A 23,915-nucleotide genomic window follows, 5' to 3' on the forward strand; every position below is an offset into this window, starting at 1 on the left:
ATGTAGGGACACAGCAATTTGATGTCCCTACTTCCTTCTTCTCAAAACTAGACGTTCGCTGTTTTCTTCGTTACAGCGTTGAGTTCGCCCTTGGCATATTTAGCAGCAAACTCCTCAAGTGAAATCTGCTTAATCTTGCTAGCGTTGCCAGCAGTACCAAATTGCTGATAGCGATCGACACAAACCTTCTGCATATATTTAATAGAAGGCTTGAGGAAGTGACGGGGGTCAAATTCCTTAGGATTTGCTGCCAAAGCTTCACGTACCGCTGCGGTAATCGCCAGACGGTTGTCAGTGTCAATATTGACCTTACGCACACCGCTCTTGATACCTTTTTGGATTTCTTCTACGGGTACACCGTAGGTTTCGGGAATTGCACCACCATACTGGTTGATGATGGCTAGCAAATCTTCGGGTACAGAGGAGGAACCGTGCATTACCAAGTGGGTGTTGGGCAAACGGCGGTGAATTTCTTCAATGCGGCTGATTGCCAAAATTTCCCCAGTCGGCTTGCGGGTGAATTTGTAAGCACCGTGGCTAGTCCCAATAGCGACCGCCAAAGCATCTACTTGGGTTTGCTCCACGAAGTCCACAGCTTGGTCTGGGTCAGTCAAAAGCTGGTCGTGGGAAAGTACGCCTTCCGCACCATGACCATCTTCAGCTTCACCTGTACCAGTTTCCAAAGAACCCAAGCAACCTAGTTCGCCTTCAACGCTAACACCCAGTGAGTGAGCTACTTTCACTACTTCGCGGGTGGTGTTGACGTTGTACTCGTAGCTAGCGGGGGTCTTGGCATCCGCTTCCAGCGAGCCATCCATCATCACGCTGGTAAAGCCGTTCTTAATCGCTGAGTAGCAGGTAGCAGGTTCATTACCGTGATCTTGGTGCATGGTAATGGGAATATGGGGATAAGTTTCTACCGCTGCCAAAATGAGGTGGCGGAGGAAGTTTTCACCGGCATACTTACGTGCGCCACGAGAGGCTTGCAAAATCACGGGACTATCTGTCTCTTGGGCAGCCTGCACAATAGCTTGAATCTGCTCCAAGTTGTTAACGTTGAAAGCTGGTATGCCGTAACCGTTTTCTGCCGCGTGATCCAACAGTAGCCGCAGGGGTACAAGCGCCATACATAGTCCTCCTAATATCGTTGTCAGCTAGTCGGTCTGAGACAAGCGTAAATGAGTACGCTATTCTTAATATTATTTTAAGCTTATAGGAAATTATAACTAGTGATGTGTCCTTAATGTTGAAAAACTTTAACCAAAGTAAGATGGACACCGACCATCCTACTCTACCATTTTGAATGTCCAAGTCTGTAGTTCGAGTTACTGGGAAGACCAAGAAGCAAAATGCCAATCCCTAGTCCTTAATAATTTCTCAACACTCCTCAGTGGGTCGCCCGGGATTCGAACCCGGAACTAATCGGTTAAAAGCCGAGTACTCTACCGTTGAGTTAGCGACCCGTTCCGTCATTTGCAACTATGCCATCATAGCATGACCTTATCGAGATTTGTAAAGGGGTTTTAGAAGAAATTTGCCGTCAAGCGTACACTTGCTGTATGGGTAGCTTGTGGTTCTAACACACTCAAATGTTCACCTGTGTTGAGAGCGTTGCGAGGAGCGCTCCACGGTTCCAAACAGTAAAAGTCTTTGCCTTTAACAGTCCAAAACACCAAAGTGGAATATGTATCGTCATATTCCAGCGTCAATTTCAGCTTGCGAGCATTATCCGTGACTGTAGCCGATTTACCGTTTAGCTGCTTAAAGGTGACATCAATTTCATCGCGGTTAAAGTCAAAATCACCGTTAAATAAGTGAGTTTTTTCGGTTATCTTGTCGTGGTACTCTTGCGAGGGAATTTCAAACTTGAGCTGAGTTTTATCTGTCGTCAAAAAGTAAGGATGGAAGCCAGCAGAAAAAGGCATTGGTTCAGTGGAAAGATTCGTATACTGCTGCCCAATTTCTAAAGTATTGCCTTGTATTTGGTAAGTAAAAGCGACTTTAAACTCAAAAGGATAAACTGCGCGTGTTTGCTCGTTGCTGCTTAAGGTTACAGTGATGCTAACCTTTTGTTGATTGGCTGTCTCTTGATGAGTCACTTCCCAAGGCAAGTCACGAGCAAAGCCGTGCTGTTTGAGAGTGTATTGCTTATCGTTGTGGGTGTAAGTGTTATCGGCTAAGTTCCCGCAGATGGGAAACAAAATCGGAATTCCACCTCTTATACTCAATTGAGGATTAGCAAAGCGTTCCTCATCCAGGTAGAAAATTTCTTGACCTTGTAGGCGCCAGCTGGTAATGATACCACCTCTTTGTGGCAAAATCTCCAGTCGGGACTGATTTGTTTGGATGTATAGTTTATTCATTGTTCTTGATATGGTTGAAGTGCACCTTATTCCTTAGATATCACAAACAGTCTCTTACAAAAGTCAATTGAATAAAAATGAAACCACAAATGTAGGCGTAAGCCGTGCCGTAGGCTACACAAATGGACACAGATAAATTATCAGTGTACCCTGCGGGAAGCCGCCCTCCGGGCGTCTACATCTGTGTCCATCTGTGGTTCTAAATATCTATTAATCATACTTTTGTAAAAAATCTATTAATGAAAAGTAATTAAAAGACGCGCTATGGCGCGTCTCTACATTATTCATCTTCCGCAAACACAAAGCGATACAACTCGCTCTTGTCAGGTTCAGGGCTACTTTCAGCGAATTTTACCGCCTCATCAATAACTTGCTGCACCTGACGGTCAATTGCTTTAAGTTCTTCATGGGAAGTCAAGTTTTGCTCGACCAGATAAGCAGCAAATTTCTTAACTGGGTCACGAGCAAACCAAAACTCTTTTTCAGCCTTGCTTCGCATTTCGTCGGGGTCAGCCAGAGAGTGACCTCGGAAACGGTATGTCAGTGCTTCAATTAGGGTGGGTCCTTCTCCAGCACGAGCGCGGGCGACGGCTTCCTGCGCCACGGCTCGCACCGCTAGGATATCCATACCGTCTACTTCGACCCCCACCATGTTAAATACGCTGGCTTTCTGGTAAATCTCCGGCTGGGAAGTCGCCCGTTCGTGAGCCATCCCGATCGCCCACTTATTATTTTCCACCACAAAAAGTATCGGCAGTTTCCACAGCGCCGCCATGTTTAGCGTCTCGAAAAACTGACCGTTGTTAGCAGCTCCATCGCCAAAAAAGCAAGCGCTGACTTGGTCGGCCCTTTGATCACCTAAGACTTCCCGGCGATATTTCGTTTGAAAAGCCGCCCCAGCAGCAACGGGAATCCCCTCAGCCACAAAAGCATAACCACCTAGCAGGCGATGTGTACTCGAGAACATATGCATCGAACCACCACGCCCTTTGCTGCACCCTGTGGCTTTACCAAATAACTCTGCCATTACCTCTTTTGCAGGGACTCCCGCGCTCAGAGCATGAACATGGTCGCGGTAAGTACTACAAACAAAATCTTCACCCGGTCGCATCGCTCCCTTGACCACACCAGAGGAAACGGCTTCCTGACCGTTGTACAGGTGGACAAAACCAAACATTTTGCCTCTGTAGTACATTTCGGCACACTTGTCTTCAAAGGTGCGCCCCAGTACCATGTCTTCGTACAACAGCAATCCTTCTTCTCTAGTTATCTGTACGGTAGCCGCATCAAATTTGGGTAATGTGCGTTCTTGAACCATTATTTCTTAGTGTTCCTGTCGTAAAACTTAAAGTTACGATTTGAGATAAGTGCGCTTAGGCAGCGTAAGCTTTTAAAAAGATAACGTTTAAAGGAGTCAATAATCAAATTCATTCACTGCTGTTGTTAATCTCGTGCTACAGCAATGGGTAGTATGGCAACCTTGATCTATAGATTACCTACCAAAATAGCAACTTTTCTGCATATTTACTAACAATTTAAGAAAATGCTCGCTAAAGTTAAGTATTTCTCAGGATATTCCTGGAATTAAAGAATAACTTATGATATACTGTGGTTCGCTCTCTAGTAGCAGACCTACAAAACGGTGTTTCTCTCACCGTATGCCAAAGAAAGTCCCGCTGAACCAGTTGCAGGAATGGTCAAGCCGTACATTCCGGAAAGAGAATAAAAAAATCTTCCTGCAAGCACAGCATTATTTATGCTGCTATGGTAAATTTCTAGTTTGTCAAACAGGTTGCAATTTTATTAAGCCAGAAATAGTAAAAATATTCTTAAAAAGATTGGATAGTATTCAGCTAGAGCAAAACACTAGTACCATAGCAAAATTATATTTTTGGAAAAGCACTAGTAAAGTTGTTGCAAAACATACTTGTGGTGTGAAGTCAACAGGTTATTGTTATAGCACTTTTTTACAAGCCTGGAATACTCTAGGAGAATTATGTTGATCGCGCTGCAGGGGACGTGAGCCGTGCGAATTCCGCTAGATTACTACAGAATTTTAGGGATACCGATGGCGGCAAGTGAGGAGCAGTTGCGGCAGGCATATGGCGATCGCATTGTCCAATTGCCGCGCCGTGAGTATTCCCAAGCAGCAATTACATCTCGAAAAAAACTGATAGAAGAAGCTTACCTTGTTCTCTCAGATCCAAAAGAACGCAAAACCTACGACCAACATTATCTTGCCCATGCCTATGGTGACAGCACTCAGGGTGCCTCAGTCGCCGTTCAAAATCGCGAACAAGCCAACCCAAATGATATTGCTCAATCTCTGAGCATCGAAATTTCCCAAGATGAATTCATTGGTGCTTTATTGATTTTGCAAGAGCTGGGGGAATATGAACTTGTCCTAAAACTTGGTCATCCATTCCTAATTAATAGAAACACGACAGCGAGCATACAAGGCTATAGAGAGGACACACAAGACACGACTGCATCACCACAACGTCCAGACGTTGTGCTCACCGTTGCCTTGGCTTGTTTAGAACTCGGTCGCGAGGAATGGCAGCAAGGTCATTACGAAAATGCTGCTATTTCCCTAGAAACTGGAGAAGAACTCCTAGCACGCGAAGGGTTATTCCCCAGCGTTCGGGCTGAAATCCAGTCGGACTTGTATAGATTACGACCCTATCGCATTTTGGAGTTACTCGCACTACCTGAAGAACAGACCACCGAACGAAAACAAGGGTTGCAATTATTGCAGGACATTTTAGATGAGCGCGGTGGTATTGATGGTACTGGAGACGACAAATCTGGTTTAAATATAGATGATTTTCTCCGATTTATTCAGCAACTGCGTAACTATATGACAGTTGCAGAACAGCACAAACTGTTTGAAACCGAAAGCAGGCGTCCCTCAGCGGTCGCCACCTATTTAGCAGTTTATGCTTCAATCGCACGGGGGTTCACCCAACGCCAACCTGCATTAATTCGTCAGGCAAAGCAAATGCTCCTCCGCCTAAGCAGACGCCAAGATGTCCACCTGGAACAGTCGCTTTGTGCGCTGCTGCTGGGGCAAACAGAACCAGCAAGTCGTGCTTTAGAACTGTCGCAGGAGTATGAGGCTCTAGCTTTTATACGGGAAAATTCTCAAGACTCTCCAGACCTCTTACCAGGACTGTGTTTATACGGAGAAGGCTGGTTGCAAAACGAAGTGTTTCCCAACTTCCGAGATTTGGTAGAACACTCAGCTTCCTTGAAAGATTATTTTGCCGACAAACAGGTGCAAGCTTATTTAGAAGCCCTACCCATAGAAGCAGAAACCACAAATCAAGAGACTGGAAACCACCACTCTTCCCAAGCACAGACCACTCGTCGGAGTCGCCGCAATAATTCCCCATGGGCTGATGGACAATTCCAAACCAAAAAAACGCCTAACTCAGAAATACCAGCAACACCAACCCAGAAAAGATCTGAATATTCAAACTCTTCCCCACCCAGTTATGAGATATCACCCTCTGCTACAGGTGTTTGGAGTTCAAAAGCAGAAACACCTGTAGCACCACTTTCCAACACAGACCGCACTGCTGGAGGAACTAACCACAACTTGAATGGTTCAGCCAGAGCTTCGACAGCACCTCCTCAACCGCCAACTTCAAGGAGGCGCAAACGTGGTTCAGCTAGCTCAGGGCGTGGATTAGATAACCGTCATGGCTCTGCTCATCGTCGGCGAGCTTTTGTCCGTGTCTCTCCAGCGCAAATACGATTCTTGTGGATAATGTTGGCTTCGGTGACGAGTCTATTGGTGCTGTGGTTATTGATAGCAGCAACTTTTGGATTGTTCAAACATCTGTTTTTCCCTGAACCCTACTTGAAAGGGGAACAGTTATTCGTGCAGCTAGATCAACCTCCAATACCGATTCCTGACCAAAACAGCAAACTACAGTTACCAGCAGGACCTCTTACAGAAGCCACAGCAGAAGAAATGGTTCAGGCTTGGCTAGATACCAAAGCCGCAGCTTTTGGACCCAACTACGAAACTGATAGTTTGGAGCAGATTTTAGTCGGGTCAACCTTGACAAAATGGCGGGGATGGGTACAACAGGAAAGGGCAGATAACCGCTATCGAAAATATGAACATAGCTTGAAAGTAGAATCTGTGGAGACAAATAAGGCTGACCAAAATCACGCTGCGGTAGAAGCTTCGGTGAGTGAAGTCACAGAGTATTATGAAAATGGTCAGATAAAAAAATCTGATAATGAAAAATTGCGAGTCAGGTATGAATTAGTTCTTGTGGAGGGTTTGTGGCGTATCCAGGATATGTCAGTTCTTAACAAGATAAGTATGATTTTTTAGATGAAAAAACTCCTAATAGATTAGGGCAAAAGTTCAAATTATAGAATTTTCAGCATTCTTACCCTATACAATGCGATGCTGTGCCTAGGTATATGCCCGGAAAAAAGATACCAGGCGTCACATCTAGATCTAAACCACGCAACGAATAATCCCAAAACACGCCTGGTATCTTTTTTTTGTGGTCTCCCCTTATCTACACTTCGTTCAGGTTAATACCCTAGTCAAGCTAAGAATAGAACTTTAAAATTTTTATTTTTTAATTTTTAATGTGTATTTAGGATAAGGCTCATCCCAGTCGCTGGAATATTTTCTATTCATGACAGAAACTCTGTTTCATGCCTATGCGCCCTTGATTCTCTGGACGAGTCTGGGGCTATTAATATTTAACTTTCTACCTCAGTGGTTTCCACGTCTTTTGGGTCGTGGTCTTTACTGGTTCGGGGTGCCACTACAACTTTTGGCGTTAGCAAGACAAGGTAATTTATCTGAATTCGAGGGTGGGGTGAGTTTTCCCTTACTCGCACCAATAACTACTTTAGGAGCGCTGGTACTTGGTTTGGTAATGGCGTCGCTCGTTTTGGGGGGATGGAAACTGTTACTATCCCACCAGTTCAAGTTAGACTGGGCTAAATCACTTCCCCATCATTTGCTTGACTCTTCCTTTGGTGGCAGTTTTGTGATTTCTGCTGTGCTGGGTAATACAGGTTTCGTAGGGTTAGCGATCGCCCCCGCTTTAATTAACTCAGATGCTCTCAACTGGGCTGTTCTTTACAGTGTTACCCACAATGTCATCGGCACCTATGGTTTTGGAGTTGTGATTGCTAGTTACTTCAGTCATTCCCAATCCTCAAATCGCTGGTGGATGCAACTGCGCGATGTTCTGAGTGTACCTCCTCTATGGGCTTTTCTCTTCGGCTATCTCACGCGCTCTGTACAACTACCAGACATAATTGAATCAGGACTTCAAGAGTCTGTAAATATTGTCATCGCCTGCGCCTTTTTACTGACTGGTATTCGCTTAGCGCAACTTCAAGGCTGGAAGAGTTTGAAACTTGCCTTCGTTCCCGCTTTCTTGAGGGTTTTTATGACACCCCTACTTGTTGGTGTAGGAACAACTTTATTTTTCGGATTATCAGGTTCACCACGTTTAGCAATGGTTTTAATGTCTGGTGTACCCACAGCTTTTGCTGGTCTCATTTTGGCGGAAGAGTACAACCTCGACCGCGATTTAATCGCCAGCAGTATCATCATATCCACACTCTTGTTACTCCTCGTACTTCCTTTGTGGATTTTGATTTTCGGCTCATGAGTCATTGGGGGTGTAAGGGCAAGCAGAGGAGCAGGAGGAGAGGAGGAGCGGAGTTGACGAACAATAACTCTTCCCACACTCCCCCCTCTCTCCAAATTGCCCCCTAAAAAACAGCCAGCCTTTTGTTGCCCCACGATTAATCGAGGGGTCAAGACGAAATATCGTATTAAGGCTGGCTGTTTTTTTCGTGTTAGGCTCGCTCACCTCACCAGGGATTTTGGCATTACTGAATCCGTGTTCTAGATCCCCACACACGCGCCTTTGTCAAAGTATCTTGACAATTTCCCTATCTAGCAGATGCTGGACGCGCTTTTAAGGAGCTAGAATGTCATAAAATCATAACTTGATGATCCCCAAAGAGCTGAGAAATTCGTGGAAAGCTCAAAAATGTGCTTGAGAACCCCTTGATCCCAGGTGAGGGTTACTGGTTAATATTTATTAACAAAAGGCTCCTCCACTCCCCTGTAAAAAATGCTGATTTGGGCATGACAGGGAATTGAAAGGGAGTAACCCCCAATTTAAAAAACACACTAAAAAACATAAACAACTGGGCAAAACCAGGAGTCAGGAATAAGAAGTTTATCTGGGGTTGATGGCTATATATATCAGCCACTTTTAACCAGGGGACATCATGAACCTTTCAAACTACTGGAGGCCAAATTCATGGCAAAAGAACGCCCACCGTTAGAAGAGATGACATTGCGGCAACTACGTAAAGTTGCCAGCGAATGTAGCATCTCTCGCTATAGCCGAATGCGTAAATCGCAACTGCTGGCAGCAATTCAAGAAGCCCAGCGCAGCAAAGTTTCTCTCAGCCAATCTCGTTCACTGGAGGCACAGGAAACCGTGGAAGCAGCAAAATTTGAGTTGGGTCAAGTAGACCGTACTGGTGGAACTCTCGCTGATGTTGATGAAGGACTGGCGGATCTTCCAGCAGGCTATGGAGAAAGCCGTATTGTTCTCATGCCCCGCGATCCTCAATGGGCTTATACCTACTGGGATGTGTCCAACGAACACAAAGAAGAACTGCGCCGTCTTGGGGGACAACAACTGGCATTGCGTATTTATGATGTCACCGACATCAGCTTGGAATACCAAAGCCCCCACAGCATTCAAGAGTATCCCAGCGACGAACTCGCGAGGGAATGGTATCTGCCAGTTCCAGTGAGCGATCGCGATTATGTCATCGACATCGGTTACCGATGCGCTGATGGTCGCTGGTTAGTCCTGGCTCGTTCTGCACCCGTCCACGTTCCTCCTGTGTATCCTTCTGACTGGATTGAAGACGTCTTCATCACCGTGAATTTTGAGGAAGATTTGCGCGGCACAACCGTTTACGAACTGGTTCCTCCTGCCAAGAAGATAGCGACAGCAACGACAAATGGCGTTGGCGCTGGTGCTAACCCCATTTACGACCAAATCTTTGGCATGGCTGAGTCTGCCGAAGCAATGCGAGTTGCAGGTTCTGTGTTTGGTTCCATGCAGCACATACCTGGTTCCGCCGCACCAGAACAAGCTATCAGTTCCTACGTCTTCCCCTCCGGCGTCGGTATGTGGGCAGTTCCAACTATGTCCGGGTTGACGATGTCCGGCGTGGGTATGTCCGGTGCTGGCTTCTCTGGTGACGTACCAATGCGTCCACGCCAGTTCTGGTTAATTGCTGATGCTGAGTTGATTGTTTATGGCGCAACAGAACCTGATGCTACTGTAACAATTGGCGGTCGTCCAATTAAGCTGAATCCAGACGGAACCTTCCGCTTCCAGATGTCCTTCCAGGATGGTTTGATTGACTATCCGATTATGGCTGTTGCTGCTGATGGTGAACAAACACGGTCAATTCACATGAAGTTTACTCGTGAGACACCATCTCGGAATACAAATACCAAAGAAGAAGCTGTTTTAGAATGGCTATCTTAATTTGGGATGTTGGGTTGACGAAAATCGACATATAACTTTAATCCCCGCTACAGCGATGCTATGGCGGGGTTTTTTGATAGGCGATCGCTTGCGTCTGTTTTTGTGTTCCTTCCTACAGTCCAGCCAGAACTACTAGAGGGTTTCATGATGTCGTCCGATGCTTACATCATTTGGCGGATCGGGCGGACGATCACTTCGTTAACATCGACATCATCCGGCTGGGACACAGCGTACAAGACGGCTCTGGCGATTGCATCTGGAGTCAACGCAGTTTTGCGGAGTTCTTGCAAAAAACCTTTGGATGCATCATCTGTGATATCAGAGCCGAGTTCGGTCTCAACCACGCCGGGGGATATTGTGGTCACGCGGATATTTTTCGACTCCTGCCGCAGTCCCTCGGAAATTGCCCAAACCGCATACTTGGTCGCGCAGTAAACTGCGGCAGTGGGCGCTACCACATGGGCACCAATGGACGCAGTATTGATGAATTGTCCGCCACCTTGCGCTTCCATGATTGGCAAACCCGCCGCAATGCCATTCAATACGCCGTGAATGTTCACGTTAATCATGTTGTCCCATTCCTCGACCTTCAAGGCGTTCATTGGGGATAGGGGCATCACGCCTGCATTGTTAAAAATGACATCAACGCGACCAAATTTATCTTTGGCGAAGTGAATGAATGCTTTCACATCTTCGCGATCGGTGACGTCTACCGCTTTGAATTCTGCTGTACCACCGGATGCGTGAATCTCCTCGACCAGCTTTTCTAGCTTGTCTGTCCGACGTGCCCCCAAAACGACTTTTGCACCGTTTGCGGCGAGCAGCTTCGCGGTGGCTTCGCCGATGCCGCTACTGGCTCCAGTGATAATAATGACTTTGTTTTCTACATTCAACATGATGACTTTCCTTACTGTTGAGGTTGATTGGAATTAAAGATACTGACCACCAGAAACTTCAATTCTCTGTGCATTCACCCATCGATTTTCTTCACAGAGCAATGATGCCATCGCGCCACCAATATCATCCGGCACACCCACGCGACCCAAGGCAGTTTGCGACGCGAAGAATTGGTTAATCTCTGGATTGTCACGCACGACACCACCCCCGAAATCAGTTTCGATTGCGCCTGGAGCGATCGTATTCACCGCAATCTGTCGGTATCCCAGTTCTTTCGCCATGTATCGAGTTAAAACCTCGATCGCGCCCTTCGCGCTGGCATAGGCGGCATAGCCCGGTAGAGTAGAACGGGTAAGACCAGTCGAAAGATTGACAATCCGTCCTCCGTCCTTGATCGAAGGAAGCAGTTTCTGTGTCAGAAAGAAAACGCCTTTCACATGAATGTTCATCATGTAATCAAAGTCTTCCTCGCTCCCTTCTGCAAACGGTGCGTATATTCCAGTCCCGGCATTATTGATGAGGAAATCAAACTGCTCGGTCTGCCACTTGTCTTGAAGTGTCTGTTTGACTTGTGCCACAAACCCATCAAAGGTTTTCGTGTTGGAAGTGTCCAGTTGCAGGGCAGCGGCTTTACCACCCATTTCTGCAATCGCAGAGACAACACTGTTTGCTTCTGCCTCGCTGCTGTGATACGTCACGATGACATCTACCCCTTTTTTCGCCAGTGCCAGAGCAGTATTTTTGCCCAGTCCTCGGCTTGCTCCTGTGACCAATGCGATCTTCGTGTTGTTTGTCATGGTTATTTTCCTCGCTGTTGAGTTAGTGATTAAATGAATATGCGCTGAAAACTTCAATTCTCTTCGCTCGAGTGGAAGCCGCTCTAGATCGGCGATGCGGCAACCAGCACTAGTTCCTCGGTGAAACTCTTGTCCATAAGTCGGTGAACTTTTGCATGTCCAGAAAGGCGATCGCTTTGATCGCTTTGCCGTCCTGCATGCGGAAATACCAGGTGTAGGTGTTCCGGTAAGGTTTGCCGTCCCTGGCGGTCGCCTCCCCGTCCCACAAAGCGATGACCATATCGCCATCCGCCCAGATACCGCGTACGGTTGGCACGATCGGGGTCGATAGTCGGGCGCTGGTTGGGTTAATGACTCGATCGAGTAACTCTTGCTTGCGATAGGTGCCCGCTGTTGCACCAGTGCCGGTAATCGTCCACGTTGCCTCCGGAGCGAGCAAGTCGAAGAAGTTGCCAGTCCTATTTCGCCAGCCGTCGAAATACTGTTGGACAATTTCCTTGTTGCGCTGTTCGATCGTCTCAGTATCTTGTACGTCTGCTTGATTGGACTGCATTACCTGGGCAACGTCTGCGATAGCGAAGCGCTGCTGCTTCCAGCAGTTCGCTAGAGACCGATCGAGGGAAAGCTGTGTTAAGCAGCGATTGCCTCCGACACTGCGCTCCGCGCAATCGCTACAGGTGGCTGCATCATTATTTGGCTGAAACACAATCACATCTGATTGAGAATCTGCCTTAGCTGTGGGAGTTTTCGTCATTGTCAGAACAGCCAGCAGCCCCGTTAACCCCGCGCTCATCAAAACCTGACAAAAACGATGTATCATCTTAACCTTTGAAAATTTCATGAATTTTTGGCGTTCCATAATCGAGGAATACAATGTTCTAGTTGTGAATCTACAAAGATTAGCAAGCAGAACCATTCCCTGATTTAGCAATGCCGTTGCAATACGGTTAACTTGGTAAAACCTCAACGACATTTTCCGCAAAGCTTTTGTAAGCACCGCCCATTTGCTTAGCCATTGAGTCAGGAAAGACATGAAAATTTCCAGTTTTCAAAGCTTCTATCATCCCGTCTGCCACAAGTGCAGGTGGCTCCGCAACCTCAGTTAGCCCTGCCGCATCGCCCATATCCGTGGCAATCGGACCAGGATGAACACTTAGCACAAACGTGCCCTGCTTACTCAATAGTTCTCGCAAGGCTTGGGTAATCAAATAGGCAGCAGCTTTTGAGGCACAGTAGGTAGCAGAGTCGGAGAAACCCTTCAGCGAAGCAACAGAATTGATCTGAGCAAAGACCCCACCTCCATTGGCTTTGAGAACTGGGGCAAACGCCTGAGCCATATAAATTAGTCCATATACATTGATATTCATCTGAAATTCAAGGGAGGCGATCGCATCCTCAGCTAGGACAGTCCCAGCTTGAAAGACTCCTGCGTTATTAACAACTACTTGCACATCTTTGGCAGTTTGAGCGGCGGCAACAATAGATTGGGGATCACCTAAATCAACCTGAATCGGCACTACCTGATCGCCGTATTGTTCAACCAATGGGGAGATACTGTCCAGCTTACGAACAGCAGCATATACTTTGGCGGCTCCGTGTTCAATAAAGGACTCAACTATCGCCCTACCGATACCGCGATTTGCGCCCGTAACCAAGATGATTTTGTCTTTGATGTCGTAGTTCATTTGGATTTCTCCTTGCAGTTTTCGCTGTTTCTCAGTGAAGGTAATTCCAAGGCGTTGCAGGTTATTTAATTCTCATTCCTTACGGCATGGTTTCATCGTAGGCTTGATCAGCGTTCGCATGAATACACAAACCTGGCAGATGATTGCCTAATCCTCCCAAACAGGGCATGGGCATCGGCAAAGTTTTCCTATAATGAGCGCATGAGAAGAGTTAAGTCAAAGACAGTATGACGATTGAGACACTGAGCTATGGGACCACGATCTGCGCTTCTCCTGTCGGAGACGCTACGCGAACGCAGCAGCGCTTCGCTATCGGCAAGTGTGGAGAATTAGCGGCATTGGTCGATCGGCACACGGATGGCAAGGGAAACGGTGCCCATGCCACTGCGATCGATCCCTTGGTCTTCATGCGAGAATGTGAGCCTTCCACCGCAATTAGAGATGTCAGCGAACCGCTGCTCGCCATTGTGGTGCAGGGCAAAAAAGAAGTATTCCTCAATGAGGAAATCTATCAGTACAGTGTCGCTCAGCATCTGGTTGTCTCGGTGGATCTGCCGCTAGGTGCGTGTGTAGTCGAGGCAACACCCGATCAGCCCTACCTAAGCTTGAAGCTAAAGCTAGACCCTGCCCAACTCTGTGAGATCATTGCTCAAACGAACCCAGACACGGGCAAAAAAGAATCAGTGAAAGGCTGGTTCATCAGCGATGCCGCTCCACCCTTGATTGATTGTGCCATCCGACTGACAAGACTTTTAGATACACCGCAAGATATTCCGTTTCTCGCACCGATGATCATCCGGGAAATCTACTATCGTCTTTTGATGGGTGAACAAGGGGAAGCGGTTCGTCAGATTGCCACTTCTGGCAGTAATATGCAGCGCATTGCTGAAGTGATTAAACGGCTCAAAGCAGATTTTACCAAGCCGCTACGAGTTGAAGAGTTGGCAGAGCAAGCGAATATGTCTGCTTCCTCGTTCCACCGCCACTTCAAAGCAGTCACCTCGATGAGTCCGCTGCAATACCAAAAACAATTGAAACTCTTGAGCGCACGTCAGATGATGCTTGCCGAGAATGCTGATGCGACCCAGGCTGCTTATCAGGTTGGGTATGAGAGTACTTCACAGTTCAGCCGCGAATATGCTCGCATGTTTGGTGCGCCGCCCATCAGGGATATTGAGCGGTTGCGAGTAGCCTGAACTAGATGCAGAAATCGCGGATCTGGCGCAAATGCAACGAGTTGGGATAGCAGGTCGGCAGTTGACGGTGAACGCCCAGTGATTACGAACATTTTCTGCACACGATCGCATAGATACACTCACCTGGATGAGCGAGTTGTGGCTCCAGTCATCAACATAAAAGCTTACTTACTTGCGATGCTCCCAAAGGGAGCCGCCCTTTGGGAGCATCGCTTCCAGCGGGCGCTCTGCGCCATCGCCTTTGGCGGGGCTGAGTCCTGCGGACACGCACTCGCGTTCGCCCATCGCATTGCCACCCTGCGCTACCCTAGAAACTAAAGCTAAAAAAAGACTATGACACCCTCTGAAATCGCGGATACGCTTAAAGAATTATTTGATGCAGCGTCTATCAATGCTATTGCACCTAGTTCCTGGCAAATAGAAACTGCAAATTTTCGGCTGCTAGTTATGCTGTCAGACGATGAAACTTGGCTGCGAGTTTTATTACCCATCATGCCAGCATCTGAGGCTCAACCCTTTCTAGAACAACTTCTGGAAGCAAACTTTGACGAAACTCAGGAAGTACGCTACGCCTTGCAGCAAGGAGTGGTGTGGGGAGTGTTTCAGCACAACTGTCATAGCTTAGTCGCAGAAGATTTTCGAGATGCGATCGCCAGACTTATTTCTCTCCATCGAACAGGTTTAGATAATGCTTTTAATCGACTCATTGAAAGACGTATCCGACAAATTATTATAGCGGCTAAGCAGCAAGGTCAATCTCTTCAAGCCACAATGCAAAACCTGGATCGCTTTTATGCAGAAGGATTGATGGGTGAAATAGACCAAACTTCACAGGCAACAGAGGAAGTTTTAGCAGCGTGGCGGTATCAGTTAGAGCGCCTGTGGAATGAAGTTGATGCAAATTTCTAATCTGAATTTAAAACACGTAATTCCATTAGAATATATATTGGTACATTATTTATTTTGCATACCCCTATTTAAGTGGATGTGCCATTATTAATTATTTTCATTTTGATTTTTAATTTTTGATTTATTTAATTATGGATATCATTGAAATTCTCAAACAAGACTATCAGAGATTTCCGGATAACCAGACATATAGCATTTACACTCAAGAGGTTTATTTTCAAGACCCGCTTAACAAATTTCGTGGTGTTGAGCGATACAAGCAGATGATTAAATTCATCAAGACTGTGTTTTTAAATACCAAAATGGACTTGCATAACATTGAACGTGTAGGAGACACCATTAAAACTGAGTGGACACTCAGCTGGAATACCCCCCTTCCTTGGAAACCACGCATTTCTATACCTGGCTGGAGTGAATTGCGCCTCAACACTCAAGGTTTGATTGTTTCCCACATTGATTATTGGCAGTGTTCGCGCCTAGATGTACTCAAACAGCATTTATTCTCCTTAAAAAGTTCATAATGTAAATAAATGTAAATAATCCTCATCTAGGACAAAACCATCGATGCGTGTAATTTTAATGACAGGCAAAGGCGGCGTGGGAAAAACCTCCGTAGCCGCCGCCACTGGACTCCGTTGTGCAGAACTGGGTTATCGCACACTTGTTTTGAGTACAGACCCCGCTCACTCTCTAGCAGACAGTTTTGACCTAGAACTGGGACACGCACCGAAACAAATTCGCCCCAATTTGTGGGGTGCGGAACTGGATGCACTACTAGAACTAGAGGCAAACTGGGGTTCTGTAAAACGTTATATTACCCAAGTTTTACAAGCACGTGGTTTAGACGGAGTGCAGGCGGAAGAATTAGCTATTTTACCAGGCATGGATGAGATTTTTGGCTTGGTAAGAATGAAACGCCATTACGATGAAGGGGAGTATGACGTTTTGATTATTGACTCAGCCCCTACCGGCACGGCACTACGTTTGCTAAGTTTACCAGAAGTCAGTGGCTGGTATATGCGCCGTTTTTACAAACCTTTTCAAAACATTTCTGTTGCACTTAGACCTTTAGTTGAACCTTTTTTTAAACCAATTGCTGGGTTCTCTTTACCAGACAAAGAGGTGATGGACGCACCTTACGAGTTTTATCAACAAATTGAAGCTCTGGAAAAAGTATTAACAGATAACACTCAAACCTCGGTGCGCCTCGTCACCAACCCCGAAAAGATGGTGATTAAAGAGTCTCTTCGCGCTCATGCATATCTGAGTTTGTATAACGTTGCAACGGATTTAGTTGTCGCAAATCGTATTATTCCTGAAGCAGTGCAAGACCCTTTTTTCCAGCGTTGGAAAGAGAATCAACAGCAGTATCGCCACGAAATTCATGAAAACTTCCATCCTCTACCTGTTAAGGAAGTCCCGCTTTTCTCAGAGGAAATGTGTGGTTTGGATGCATTAGAACGTCTTAAGGACACGCTCTATAAAGATGAAGATCCGGCTCAGGTTTATTACAAAGAAACGACAATTAGAGTTGTGCAAGAGAAAAATCAATACAGTTTAGAATTGTACTTACCAGGCGTTCCTAAAAATCAGATTGAATTAAAGAAAACTGGAGATGAGTTAAACATCACAATTGGTAATCATCGCAGAAATTTAGTATTGCCACAAGCTTTGGCAGCACTCCAACCCGCAGGAGCAAAAATGGAAGAAGACTATCTCAAAATCCGTTTTGCTGCGGTGTGAAAATGAGTTAGACTGTCACTGTTGGAAGTATGAATTATGAATAATCAAAAATTCATAATTCATATTTATTGCTGAAATGAATTGCCAAGATATAGCGGTTTGTGGTTGGGTAAGGTATACAAAGAAATAATGAACCACAGATGGACACCGATGCACACAGATAAATCTGTAAGTAGGTGGACGTAATTAAATGTAAGATAAAACTGTTGTTTGTAGTGAGCGATTTATCGCTCTTTATAAGATTTTAAAGGGCTAAAGCCCTAACGTGCGAGTTTTTATTTAATTAAGCCCTTCTACTTACTTTATTCAAATGAGTTGCGCTATATAGCTATATATAGGATACCAAGGCATCAGAGAACAAGAAAATCTGCTATGACAACAAAATACTTCTAATTCCTAAGTTGCACAGGCATAGCTAAATAAGTCATCTTCAAACCACCTAATGGTGTGAAAATCACTGGGGTCAACTCTGAATTCATCTGCATTTGAATTTCCGAAGAAGGCAAAGCTTTTAAGCCTTCCATCAAATACTTAATATTAAAAGCAAGGTCTATATCCTCTCCCAATATTTGAGCTGACATTGACTCTCTACCATTGCCAACATCTTGAGCTTCACAGGATATAGTAATTTCCTGCGCTTCGCTATCTACGCTCACCTTAACAATATTATTCTTCTGATCTGCAAACACAGCAATCCGCTCTAAAGCGCTCAGGAATTGTCGCCTATCTAAAGTTAAATCCCGCTGAAATTGTTGGGGAATGAGTTGACGGTAAGCAGGATATTGTCCTTCAAGAGTTCGGCTCGTCAATCTCTGATTTTGCCACTCAAAAACAACCTGACCTTGGTCAAAATACAACGCTATGGGTTCATTTTGTAAATTTGTATGAGCCAGCATCCGCTCTAGTTCCCTTAAAGCTCTAGCTGGTACTGTCACTTGTAGAGACGTAGTATGCTGCGTCTCTACATTATCTGCATAGGGATTCTCATTCGTAGTTTGCACGACTGCTAATCGATGTCCGTCGGTTGCTGCAAATTCGAGCGTATCTTGTTGAACTGTTAAATGCACACCAGTGAGTACCTGTTTGGTTTCGTCAGCACTGGTTGCAAACAGAGAACCTCGCAAACCCTCAATTAATTTACCAGCAGGTATATGTAGCAGTTGAGCATTTTCGAGAACAGGAAGTTCTGGAAACTCTTGTGCTCCCATTGCTCGTACTTGATAACGTCCACTTTTTGGTGTCAGCGTCACAATTGAGCCTTCTTCACCTAAAGTATCGCCTGTTGAGGTTGATTCGTTTTCTAGAGTGATTTCACCCTCCGGAAGACGAGCAGTGATGTCATTGAGCAACTTAGCAGGAATCGCAATTGTTCCAGAGTGCAACACCTCAGCGCTAAAGCTGGTGCGGATACCCAAGCTGAGGTCAAAGGCTGTGAGGCTAACCTGGTTATTATCAGCATCCGCTTGTAGCAGCACGTTGGCGAGTACCGGATGTGTCGGACGTGAAGGGACAGCACGGCTCGTGAGTGAGAGGTTAGTACTGAGGTCGCTTTGGGTGCAAACTAATTTCATGGTCAAATTTGCTTCTGTGATGGATATGTTAGCACCGTTGTTGCTATGAGAGGAGTCGGTCTGTAGGGATGTAATGCCTTGCATCCCTATTCCGTGTCTTTCACAGCTAGACGACTACTAAATTTAATTATGAGTCGTCGTGCCTGTGGAAATTGTGGAAAACTTAGATGCTAGTTTGTATCATAGATGCTTTGGCACCTCATCAACTGTGGAAAACTTGTGGAAAAATCGGGGGTCTTTTCCACAGAGTACTTATACTTGAATGAAGTTTTCCACTGGAACTCTCAAGTTTTCCACAGATTATTCGCGACTTTTCCACAAAAAATAAAATACTTTCCCCAAAATAATTTTTTCTTAAAGACTTTTTATACTTCACTTAACATTTAGAGATGAGCTGTTCCTTGTGGAAAACACAATATTTTGTTTTTCTGTTTTCCCACATCCTGACCCTCTGTTCTTTAGTCAATATCATTTTTGGGGACGACTAGCCATGTTAATGCGATCGCTCAATTGGCGCAGCGTTTGTGCCAAATTATGATCTGTTTCTCGCAGTTGGGTAATTTTTTCACAACTGTACATGACCGTTGTATGGTCTTTTCCACCAAATTCTTCTCCTATTCTGGGCAAACTCAGATCTGTGTGCTGCCGCATAAGATACATTCCAATTTGACGCGCCCAGCTAATTTCTCGTCGCCGTGAATTTCCTTTAAGGTCTTCTATTGAGACATCAAAAGCCTCAACTATCACTGATAAAATTCCTTCTGGTGTGGCTTCTACCTTCTGAGTTGGAGGTTCTAAAATGGGTGCAATACTTTCCACAGTCATAGGTAAACCCCAAATAGAAATATACGCTACTGCGCGAATCAATGCTCCTTCCAACTCTCGAATATTAGAAGTATAGTGAGAAGCAATATACTCAATGACATCCCGTGGTAAACGGATATTTTCATATTCTGCTTTTTTTTGTAAAATCGCCATTCTTGTTTCTAAATCTGGCGCTTGGATATCAGCAATTAACCCCATAGAAAATCGAGAACACAGACGTTCTTGCAACCGAGGAATTTGGTTGGGAGGACGGTCAGAAGCTAAGACAACTTGCTTCCCTGCTTCATGTAAAGTATTAAAAGTATGGAAAAATTCTTCTTGGGTATATTCCTTGCCCTCAATAAACTGAATATCATCTACTAAAAGAACATCAGCAGCACGGTAATGCTCTCGGAAACTTTGCATACTGTCTTTGCGGATAGCAGTAATTAAATCATTAGTAAATTGCTCAGTAGAGACGTAAAATATTCTTGAATCTGGACAAATTTCTAATCGGTAGTGACCGATCGCCTGCATGAGGTGAGTTTTACCTAAACCAACGCCACCACATAAAAATAAAGGATTAAACTCTCTTCCAGGAGATTCAGCAACTGCTAATGAAGCAGCGTGAGCCATCCGATTGTTCGCACCGACTACAAATCGGGAGAAGACATACTTGAGGTTTAATTCTGTCGTTTTGAGCCGAGTTTGAGGAAGTGTTTCAGGAGGACTGGGTTGAGCCGGTAATCCCCAAGACATTTCTCCTTCATTGACACGAGAGACTTCATCACCTTTAGTAACACTAATATAGATATCTACGGGATAACCAAGAATATCTTGTACGACATTAGCAATCGTTTTTATGTAGTATTTCTGTAACCAATTGCGAGCAAACGGGTTGGGAGTGCAAATCACCAAGCAATTATTTTCCAATCGCTCTGCACTCGCAGTTTTGATCCAAGTTTCAAAGGTGGGACGGGATAGCTCCAGTTGTAAGCGCTCCAGTACCTGATTCCACAGACTTTCTAGGGGCATTTCCATGATTTACCACCAATGCTCGGCAATCGTCACAATAATGAAGATATAAGTAAGCACCAATTTAGCAGACTATGCTCTAGACCTGGTATCAGCCTTTGAGTTGCCATCGTTCTTGGACTACCCACGGTAGCCAAGATCCAACCACCCACTGATTCTTACGGAGAAGCAAAGACAAATGAAGACAACAGACCATGACTTTCAGCCGAGAAGAGGACAACAGAACACGGAAAAATTTTGTGTCTTTGCGTCATCGAAAGGACTTTTGCCCCAGAGGTGCTCAACATTCAGTATTTTGGTCATGCTGCTTAGTAGTGCAGCAGTGATGTCTATTGGGGGTTGTTCCATACCTAGTGGTATTAAGGCTGGAAAAACAGACACTCAGCCTCAAACGCTAACCCAAAAGACAAATGATCCCACTTCCCCAAATATTTTGCCTGTCTCATCGTCCAATAATCCTAACTTCGTCGTTGGAGTTGTACAAAAGGTAGGACCTGCTATTGTTCGTATTGATGCTTCTAGGACAGTAGTTTCTCAGATACCCGATGAGTTTGATGATCCTGTTTTCCGGCGGTTTTTTGGGTCGCAGCCTAGAGAACGGGTCGAGCGGGGTAGCGGTTCTGGGTTTATTATTAACTCTGCAGGTCAAATTCTGACCAATGCCCATGTGGTAGACGGTGCTGACGTTGTGACGGTAAAACTCAAAGATGGACGCACTTTTGACGGACGTGTACTCGGTGAAGACCGGGTAACTGATGTTGCTGTCATTAAAATTGAAGCTAATAACCTACCAACTGTTGCTTTGGGTAACTCTGAGGTCTTGCAACCAGGAGAAGCGGTCATTGCTATTGGGAATCCTCTTGGTTTAGACTACACCGTTACATCTGGAATTGTCAGCGCTACTGGTCGTTCTAGCAGTGATATTGGTGCTACTGATAAGCGTGTTGATTATATTCAAACTGATGCAGCTATCAACCCTGGTAACTCTGGAGGACCACTGCTGAATACTCGTGGAGATGTCATTGGTATGAATACTGCCATTATTCAAGGTGCTCAAGGGTTAGGCTTTGCTATTCCTATCAGCACGGCGCAGCGGATTGCTCAAGAATTAATTACAAAAGGTAGGGTTGACCATCCTTATTTAGGTATTCAAATGGTGACTTTAACGCCAGAAATTCAGGAAAAAGCCAGTTCTAAAGGCATTAATTTGGCAGTAGATAAGGGGGTATTGTTACTTGATGTTGTGCCACGTTCTCCTGCTGCTTCTGCTGGATTAAAACAAGGTGATATCATTCAAAGTATTAGTAACCAGCCAGTTACTAAAATAGAAGAAGTGCAAAAGATAGTGGAAAATAGTAAAATTGGCTCTCCTATTGAATTACAAGTGATTCGTAATGGGCAAACAGCACAAATAGCCGTTAAACCCGCTCCTTTACCGATTCGACGTGGAAGCTAAATTATGAATTATGAAGTATGAATTATGAATGAAAAATCTTCTTGATTCATATTTGATATTTCATAAACTTTATCTATGGGAGTTTTTATTATTATGGGTGAATTGCTACCAATTATTCAATTGGGTGCTCCGATACTGCGTCAAAAAGCCACCTTGGTAGAAAATATCAATGATGAGCCTATTCAAAAGCTCATTGACGACCTTATGGCGACAGTTGCTAAGGCTAATGGTGTTGGTATTGCTGCACCTCAAGTTGCCCAATCTTGTCGTTTATTTATAGTAGCCTCCCGCCCTAATCCCAGGTATCCCAACGCTCCAGAAATGGAACCCACTGCCATGATTAATCCAAAAATCATTGCTCACTCAACTGAAGTTGTCAAAGGTTGGGAGGGTTGTTTGTGTATTCCAGGGATTAGGGGATTAGTTAAGAGATATCAAGCGATTGAAGTAGAATACACTGACCGCAATGGCAAACTGCAAAAGCAAGAATTGACTGATTTTGTCGCTCGTATCTTTCAACACGAGTATGACCACCTTGACGGTATCGTGTTTTTAGATAGGCTAGAAAGTACTCTGGACATAATCACTGAGCAAGTATATCAAAAACAAGTGATTAACAACACTTAACTATAAATAATTCTAAAGAATGAGAAATTACCTGGAATCTTAAGTTAAATTTAACCTATTGTTAACCTTTTTGCTTGACGCATCTATCGGGTAAATGACTAAAACTCTCAGTAGTCGCGAGAGATTAAGTCCTCGGGAGCAAAAGCTTGTGGATTTAGTCTCATCTCAGAAACAAAGCGATGAATCAAGTCAAACTACTACCAGCAAATCTGTTGCGGAATCAATGCTGCAACCACCCGTAGGTGGATTGCAAATTGTTCATGCAACAACAGGGCGCGTGCGAATCCGTGCTACTGACGGTAGTCATAACTCAATACTTGATACCATCTCTCAATATTTACAAAAGCAAGATGGGGTGAGGGAAGTTTTCGTCAATCAGCAAACGGGCAGTTTGAGCGTTAACTTTGATGAAAATAGACTGTCCTTACCCCAGATGTTGGAGATACTCCAGCAATATGGCATACAGCAGTTGCAAGTTTCGCCTCAGGTAGAAAGCAAAAAAGACCCCTTTGCCGTGTGGAAATCTGCTGATTTTTGGAAGGAGCAGGGCATTTCGTTTATTCCCTTATTTACGGGGTTAGCAGTGACTGGGGGGCTAGGAATCAGCGGTTTGGCATCGATCCCAGTTTACCTGGTTACAGCAAATGCCACGCGTCGCTTCATTGACGAACTCCAACTGTCAGCATCAGAAACGAGCGTAGCCCCTGCTTCCCAAGAAGCAAAGAGCGATCAGAAATCTGCAATAAAACGCAACAAAACTGACCAACCTTCCTTATCAAAAGTGGAGCAGAAATCTGCCGAAGCCGCAGCACATGCAAAAATTGCCTATAGCGTTGTTCATGCCATTCCAGGACGTATCAGGTTGAATGTGCCTCGAGTTGCAGGCGATCGCGCCTACGCACGAAGACTCGAAAGGTTACTGAAAAGAGAACCCCAAGTGACAAACATACGTGTCAATTGTGATGCGGCATCAGTTGCTATTACCTATGGATCAGGTGAGATCCCAGTATCCCATTGGGTTAGTCTGATGCAGTTGGCAGACAAAACAATCCCGCAAACAAATCCCATAAAGACAACAACAGAGAAGCCACTTCCACAGCCAGTTCATCAGCTTGTAGAACCAGCAGAATCAACAACGGCAAAAGAGCAACCCACAGTGGAAACACCCAGTAGATGGTCTCATTTCAAGTCTTCGGCTCTCGGTACGGCTTTATCCTTTATGGCGAACTTTCCCTTAGACCCGGTTCCAGACTGA

General features: G+C 45.1%; 21 protein-coding genes and 1 tRNA gene. 12 read left to right on the forward strand and 10 right to left on the reverse strand.

Annotated features, from left to right (window positions below; all coding sequences use genetic code 11):
- Positions 1-47 precede the first annotated feature (47 nt).
- The 4 genes from fba to pdhA all read right to left on the reverse strand — a co-directional run bounded on the left by fba (position 48) and on the right by pdhA (position 3,681).
- Positions 48-1,127 (reverse strand): class II fructose-bisphosphate aldolase, encoded by a 1,080-nt coding sequence (fba, locus tag MAS10914_RS0113525; protein WP_017316474.1) that lies wholly within the window; start codon positions 1,125-1,127, stop codon positions 48-50.
- Positions 1,128-1,391: 264 nt separating this feature from the next.
- A tRNA-Lys gene (locus MAS10914_RS0113530) sits at positions 1,392-1,463 on the reverse strand.
- Between the two features lie 60 nt (positions 1,464-1,523).
- A complete protein-coding gene (locus MAS10914_RS0113535) occupies positions 1,524-2,363 on the reverse strand; it encodes an aldose epimerase family protein (RefSeq protein WP_017316475.1) in 840 nt (279 codons plus the stop codon).
- A 280-nt stretch (positions 2,364-2,643) separates the two neighbouring features.
- Positions 2,644-3,681 carry a pyruvate dehydrogenase (acetyl-transferring) E1 component subunit alpha gene (pdhA, locus tag MAS10914_RS0113540; RefSeq protein ID WP_017316476.1) on the reverse strand — a complete coding sequence of 346 codons (1,038 nt, stop codon included), beginning with the start codon at positions 3,679-3,681 and terminating at the stop codon, positions 2,644-2,646.
- 708 nt (positions 3,682-4,389) lie between these two features.
- On the opposite strand from pdhA, the gene MAS10914_RS0113550 reads away from it, so the two are divergent.
- The 3 genes from MAS10914_RS0113550 to MAS10914_RS0113560 all read left to right on the forward strand — a co-directional run bounded on the left by MAS10914_RS0113550 (position 4,390) and on the right by MAS10914_RS0113560 (position 9,940).
- Positions 4,390-6,714: an IMS domain-containing protein gene (locus MAS10914_RS0113550; RefSeq protein ID WP_026082540.1), complete on the forward strand. Its 2,325-nt coding sequence runs from the start codon at positions 4,390-4,392 to the stop codon at positions 6,712-6,714.
- A gap of 316 nt (positions 6,715-7,030) precedes the next feature.
- Entirely contained in the window at positions 7,031-8,023 is a 993-nt protein-coding gene (locus tag MAS10914_RS0113555) for an AEC family transporter (protein ID WP_017316479.1), read from the forward strand.
- 663 nt (positions 8,024-8,686) lie between these two features.
- Positions 8,687-9,940 (forward strand): DUF4912 domain-containing protein, encoded by a 1,254-nt coding sequence (locus MAS10914_RS0113560; RefSeq protein WP_017316480.1) that lies wholly within the window; start codon positions 8,687-8,689, stop codon positions 9,938-9,940.
- A gap of 161 nt (positions 9,941-10,101) precedes the next feature.
- On the opposite strand, the gene MAS10914_RS0113565 is transcribed toward MAS10914_RS0113560, so the two are convergent.
- Both MAS10914_RS0113565 and MAS10914_RS0113570 read right to left on the reverse strand, forming a co-directional pair.
- A complete protein-coding gene (locus MAS10914_RS0113565; protein ID WP_017316481.1) occupies positions 10,102-10,836 on the reverse strand; it encodes an SDR family oxidoreductase in 735 nt (244 codons plus the stop codon).
- 33 nt (positions 10,837-10,869) lie between these two features.
- Positions 10,870-11,586: an SDR family oxidoreductase gene (locus tag MAS10914_RS0113570; protein WP_232224267.1), complete on the reverse strand. Its 717-nt coding sequence runs from the start codon at positions 11,584-11,586 to the stop codon at positions 10,870-10,872.
- On the opposite strand from MAS10914_RS0113570, the gene MAS10914_RS36170 reads away from it, so the two are divergent.
- Complete coding sequence (locus MAS10914_RS36170) at positions 11,537-11,671, forward strand: hypothetical protein (RefSeq protein ID WP_269635096.1); 135 nt, start codon at positions 11,537-11,539, stop codon at positions 11,669-11,671. The genes MAS10914_RS0113570 and MAS10914_RS36170 overlap by 50 nt on opposite strands.
- A gap of 72 nt (positions 11,672-11,743) precedes the next feature.
- On the opposite strand, the gene MAS10914_RS30130 is transcribed toward MAS10914_RS36170, so the two are convergent.
- On the reverse strand, positions 11,744-12,493 hold the full coding sequence (locus MAS10914_RS30130; RefSeq protein ID WP_156818150.1) for a nuclear transport factor 2 family protein: 750 nt from the start codon (positions 12,491-12,493) through the stop codon (positions 11,744-11,746).
- A gap of 88 nt (positions 12,494-12,581) precedes the next feature.
- Positions 12,582-13,319, reverse strand: a complete 738-nt coding sequence (locus tag MAS10914_RS0113580) for an SDR family oxidoreductase (protein WP_017316484.1) — start codon at positions 13,317-13,319, stop codon at positions 12,582-12,584.
- A 338-nt stretch (positions 13,320-13,657) separates the two neighbouring features.
- Here MAS10914_RS0113580 and MAS10914_RS0113585 point away from each other — a divergent pair, with 338 nt between their 5' ends.
- The 5 genes from MAS10914_RS0113585 (at position 13,658) to MAS10914_RS0113600 (ending at position 17,167) form a co-directional block, all read left to right on the forward strand.
- A complete protein-coding gene (locus MAS10914_RS0113585) occupies positions 13,658-14,515 on the forward strand; it encodes an AraC family transcriptional regulator (RefSeq protein WP_232224158.1) in 858 nt (285 codons plus the stop codon).
- A 78-nt stretch (positions 14,516-14,593) separates the two neighbouring features.
- Positions 14,594-14,833 (forward strand): hypothetical protein, encoded by a 240-nt coding sequence (locus tag MAS10914_RS34210; protein ID WP_156818151.1) that lies wholly within the window; start codon positions 14,594-14,596, stop codon positions 14,831-14,833.
- A 15-nt stretch (positions 14,834-14,848) separates the two neighbouring features.
- On the forward strand, positions 14,849-15,424 hold the full coding sequence (locus tag MAS10914_RS0113590; RefSeq protein ID WP_017316486.1) for a leucine zipper domain-containing protein: 576 nt from the start codon (positions 14,849-14,851) through the stop codon (positions 15,422-15,424).
- A 131-nt stretch (positions 15,425-15,555) separates the two neighbouring features.
- Positions 15,556-15,945: a DUF2358 domain-containing protein gene (locus MAS10914_RS0113595; RefSeq protein WP_017316487.1), complete on the forward strand. Its 390-nt coding sequence runs from the start codon at positions 15,556-15,558 to the stop codon at positions 15,943-15,945.
- A gap of 43 nt (positions 15,946-15,988) precedes the next feature.
- Positions 15,989-17,167 carry a TRC40/GET3/ArsA family transport-energizing ATPase gene (locus tag MAS10914_RS0113600; protein WP_017316488.1) on the forward strand — a complete coding sequence of 393 codons (1,179 nt, stop codon included), beginning with the start codon at positions 15,989-15,991 and terminating at the stop codon, positions 17,165-17,167.
- 389 nt (positions 17,168-17,556) lie between these two features.
- Here the strand turns inward: MAS10914_RS0113600 and dnaN are convergent, their stop codons facing one another.
- Both dnaN and dnaA read right to left on the reverse strand, forming a co-directional pair.
- On the reverse strand, positions 17,557-18,738 hold the full coding sequence (gene dnaN, locus MAS10914_RS0113605) for a DNA polymerase III subunit beta (protein WP_017316489.1): 1,182 nt from the start codon (positions 18,736-18,738) through the stop codon (positions 17,557-17,559).
- A 468-nt stretch (positions 18,739-19,206) separates the two neighbouring features.
- On the reverse strand, positions 19,207-20,583 hold the full coding sequence (gene dnaA / locus MAS10914_RS0113610; RefSeq protein ID WP_017316490.1) for a chromosomal replication initiator protein DnaA: 1,377 nt from the start codon (positions 20,581-20,583) through the stop codon (positions 19,207-19,209).
- Positions 20,584-20,755: 172 nt separating this feature from the next.
- On the opposite strand from dnaA, the gene MAS10914_RS0113615 reads away from it, so the two are divergent.
- From MAS10914_RS0113615 to MAS10914_RS0113625, 3 genes are all read left to right on the forward strand, one after another.
- Positions 20,756-22,033, forward strand: a complete 1,278-nt coding sequence (locus MAS10914_RS0113615; RefSeq protein ID WP_084786352.1) for an HhoA/HhoB/HtrA family serine endopeptidase — start codon at positions 20,756-20,758, stop codon at positions 22,031-22,033.
- Positions 22,034-22,126: 93 nt separating this feature from the next.
- The gene (gene def, locus MAS10914_RS0113620) at positions 22,127-22,660 is read left to right on the forward strand and encodes a peptide deformylase (protein WP_017316492.1); all 534 of its coding nucleotides are present in this window, start codon (positions 22,127-22,129) and stop codon (positions 22,658-22,660) included.
- 94 nt (positions 22,661-22,754) lie between these two features.
- On the forward strand, positions 22,755-23,915 hold the full coding sequence (locus tag MAS10914_RS0113625; protein ID WP_017316493.1) for an HMA2 domain-containing protein: 1,161 nt from the start codon (positions 22,755-22,757) through the stop codon (positions 23,913-23,915).

This window comes from Mastigocladopsis repens PCC 10914 (assembly GCF_000315565.1).
In the GTDB taxonomy this organism is placed as follows: Bacteria; Cyanobacteriota; Cyanobacteriia; order Cyanobacteriales; family Nostocaceae; genus Mastigocladopsis; species Mastigocladopsis repens.

Bases quoted from the DNA above. Each gene is read 5' to 3' on its own strand.
- fba (WP_017316474.1), bottom strand. From the start codon at position 1,127: ATGGCGCTTGTACCCCTGCGGCTACTGTTGGATCACGCGGCAGAAAAC.
- MAS10914_RS0113535 (WP_017316475.1), bottom strand. From the start codon at position 2,363: ATGAATAAACTATACATCCAAACAAATCAGTCCCGACTGGAGATTTTG.
- pdhA (WP_017316476.1), bottom strand. From the start codon at position 3,681: ATGGTTCAAGAACGCACATTACCCAAATTTGATGCGGCTACCGTACAG.
- MAS10914_RS0113555 (WP_017316479.1), top strand. From the start codon at position 7,031: ATGACAGAAACTCTGTTTCATGCCTATGCGCCCTTGATTCTCTGGACG.
- MAS10914_RS0113560 (WP_017316480.1), top strand. From the start codon at position 8,687: ATGGCAAAAGAACGCCCACCGTTAGAAGAGATGACATTGCGGCAACTA.
- MAS10914_RS0113565 (WP_017316481.1), bottom strand. From the start codon at position 10,836: ATGTTGAATGTAGAAAACAAAGTCATTATTATCACTGGAGCCAGTAGC.
- MAS10914_RS36170 (WP_269635096.1), top strand. From the start codon at position 11,537: ATGACATCTACCCCTTTTTTCGCCAGTGCCAGAGCAGTATTTTTGCCC.
- MAS10914_RS30130 (WP_156818150.1), bottom strand. From the start codon at position 12,493: ATGGAACGCCAAAAATTCATGAAATTTTCAAAGGTTAAGATGATACAT.
- MAS10914_RS0113580 (WP_017316484.1), bottom strand. From the start codon at position 13,319: ATGAACTACGACATCAAAGACAAAATCATCTTGGTTACGGGCGCAAAT.
- MAS10914_RS0113590 (WP_017316486.1), top strand. From the start codon at position 14,849: ATGACACCCTCTGAAATCGCGGATACGCTTAAAGAATTATTTGATGCA.
- MAS10914_RS0113595 (WP_017316487.1), top strand. From the start codon at position 15,556: ATGGATATCATTGAAATTCTCAAACAAGACTATCAGAGATTTCCGGAT.
- MAS10914_RS0113600 (WP_017316488.1), top strand. From the start codon at position 15,989: ATGCGTGTAATTTTAATGACAGGCAAAGGCGGCGTGGGAAAAACCTCC.
- dnaN (WP_017316489.1), bottom strand. From the start codon at position 18,738: ATGAAATTAGTTTGCACCCAAAGCGACCTCAGTACTAACCTCTCACTC.
- dnaA (WP_017316490.1), bottom strand. From the start codon at position 20,583: ATGGAAATGCCCCTAGAAAGTCTGTGGAATCAGGTACTGGAGCGCTTA.
- MAS10914_RS0113615 (WP_084786352.1), top strand. From the start codon at position 20,756: ATGAAGACAACAGACCATGACTTTCAGCCGAGAAGAGGACAACAGAAC.
- def (WP_017316492.1), top strand. From the start codon at position 22,127: ATGGGTGAATTGCTACCAATTATTCAATTGGGTGCTCCGATACTGCGT.
- MAS10914_RS0113625 (WP_017316493.1), top strand. From the start codon at position 22,755: ATGACTAAAACTCTCAGTAGTCGCGAGAGATTAAGTCCTCGGGAGCAA.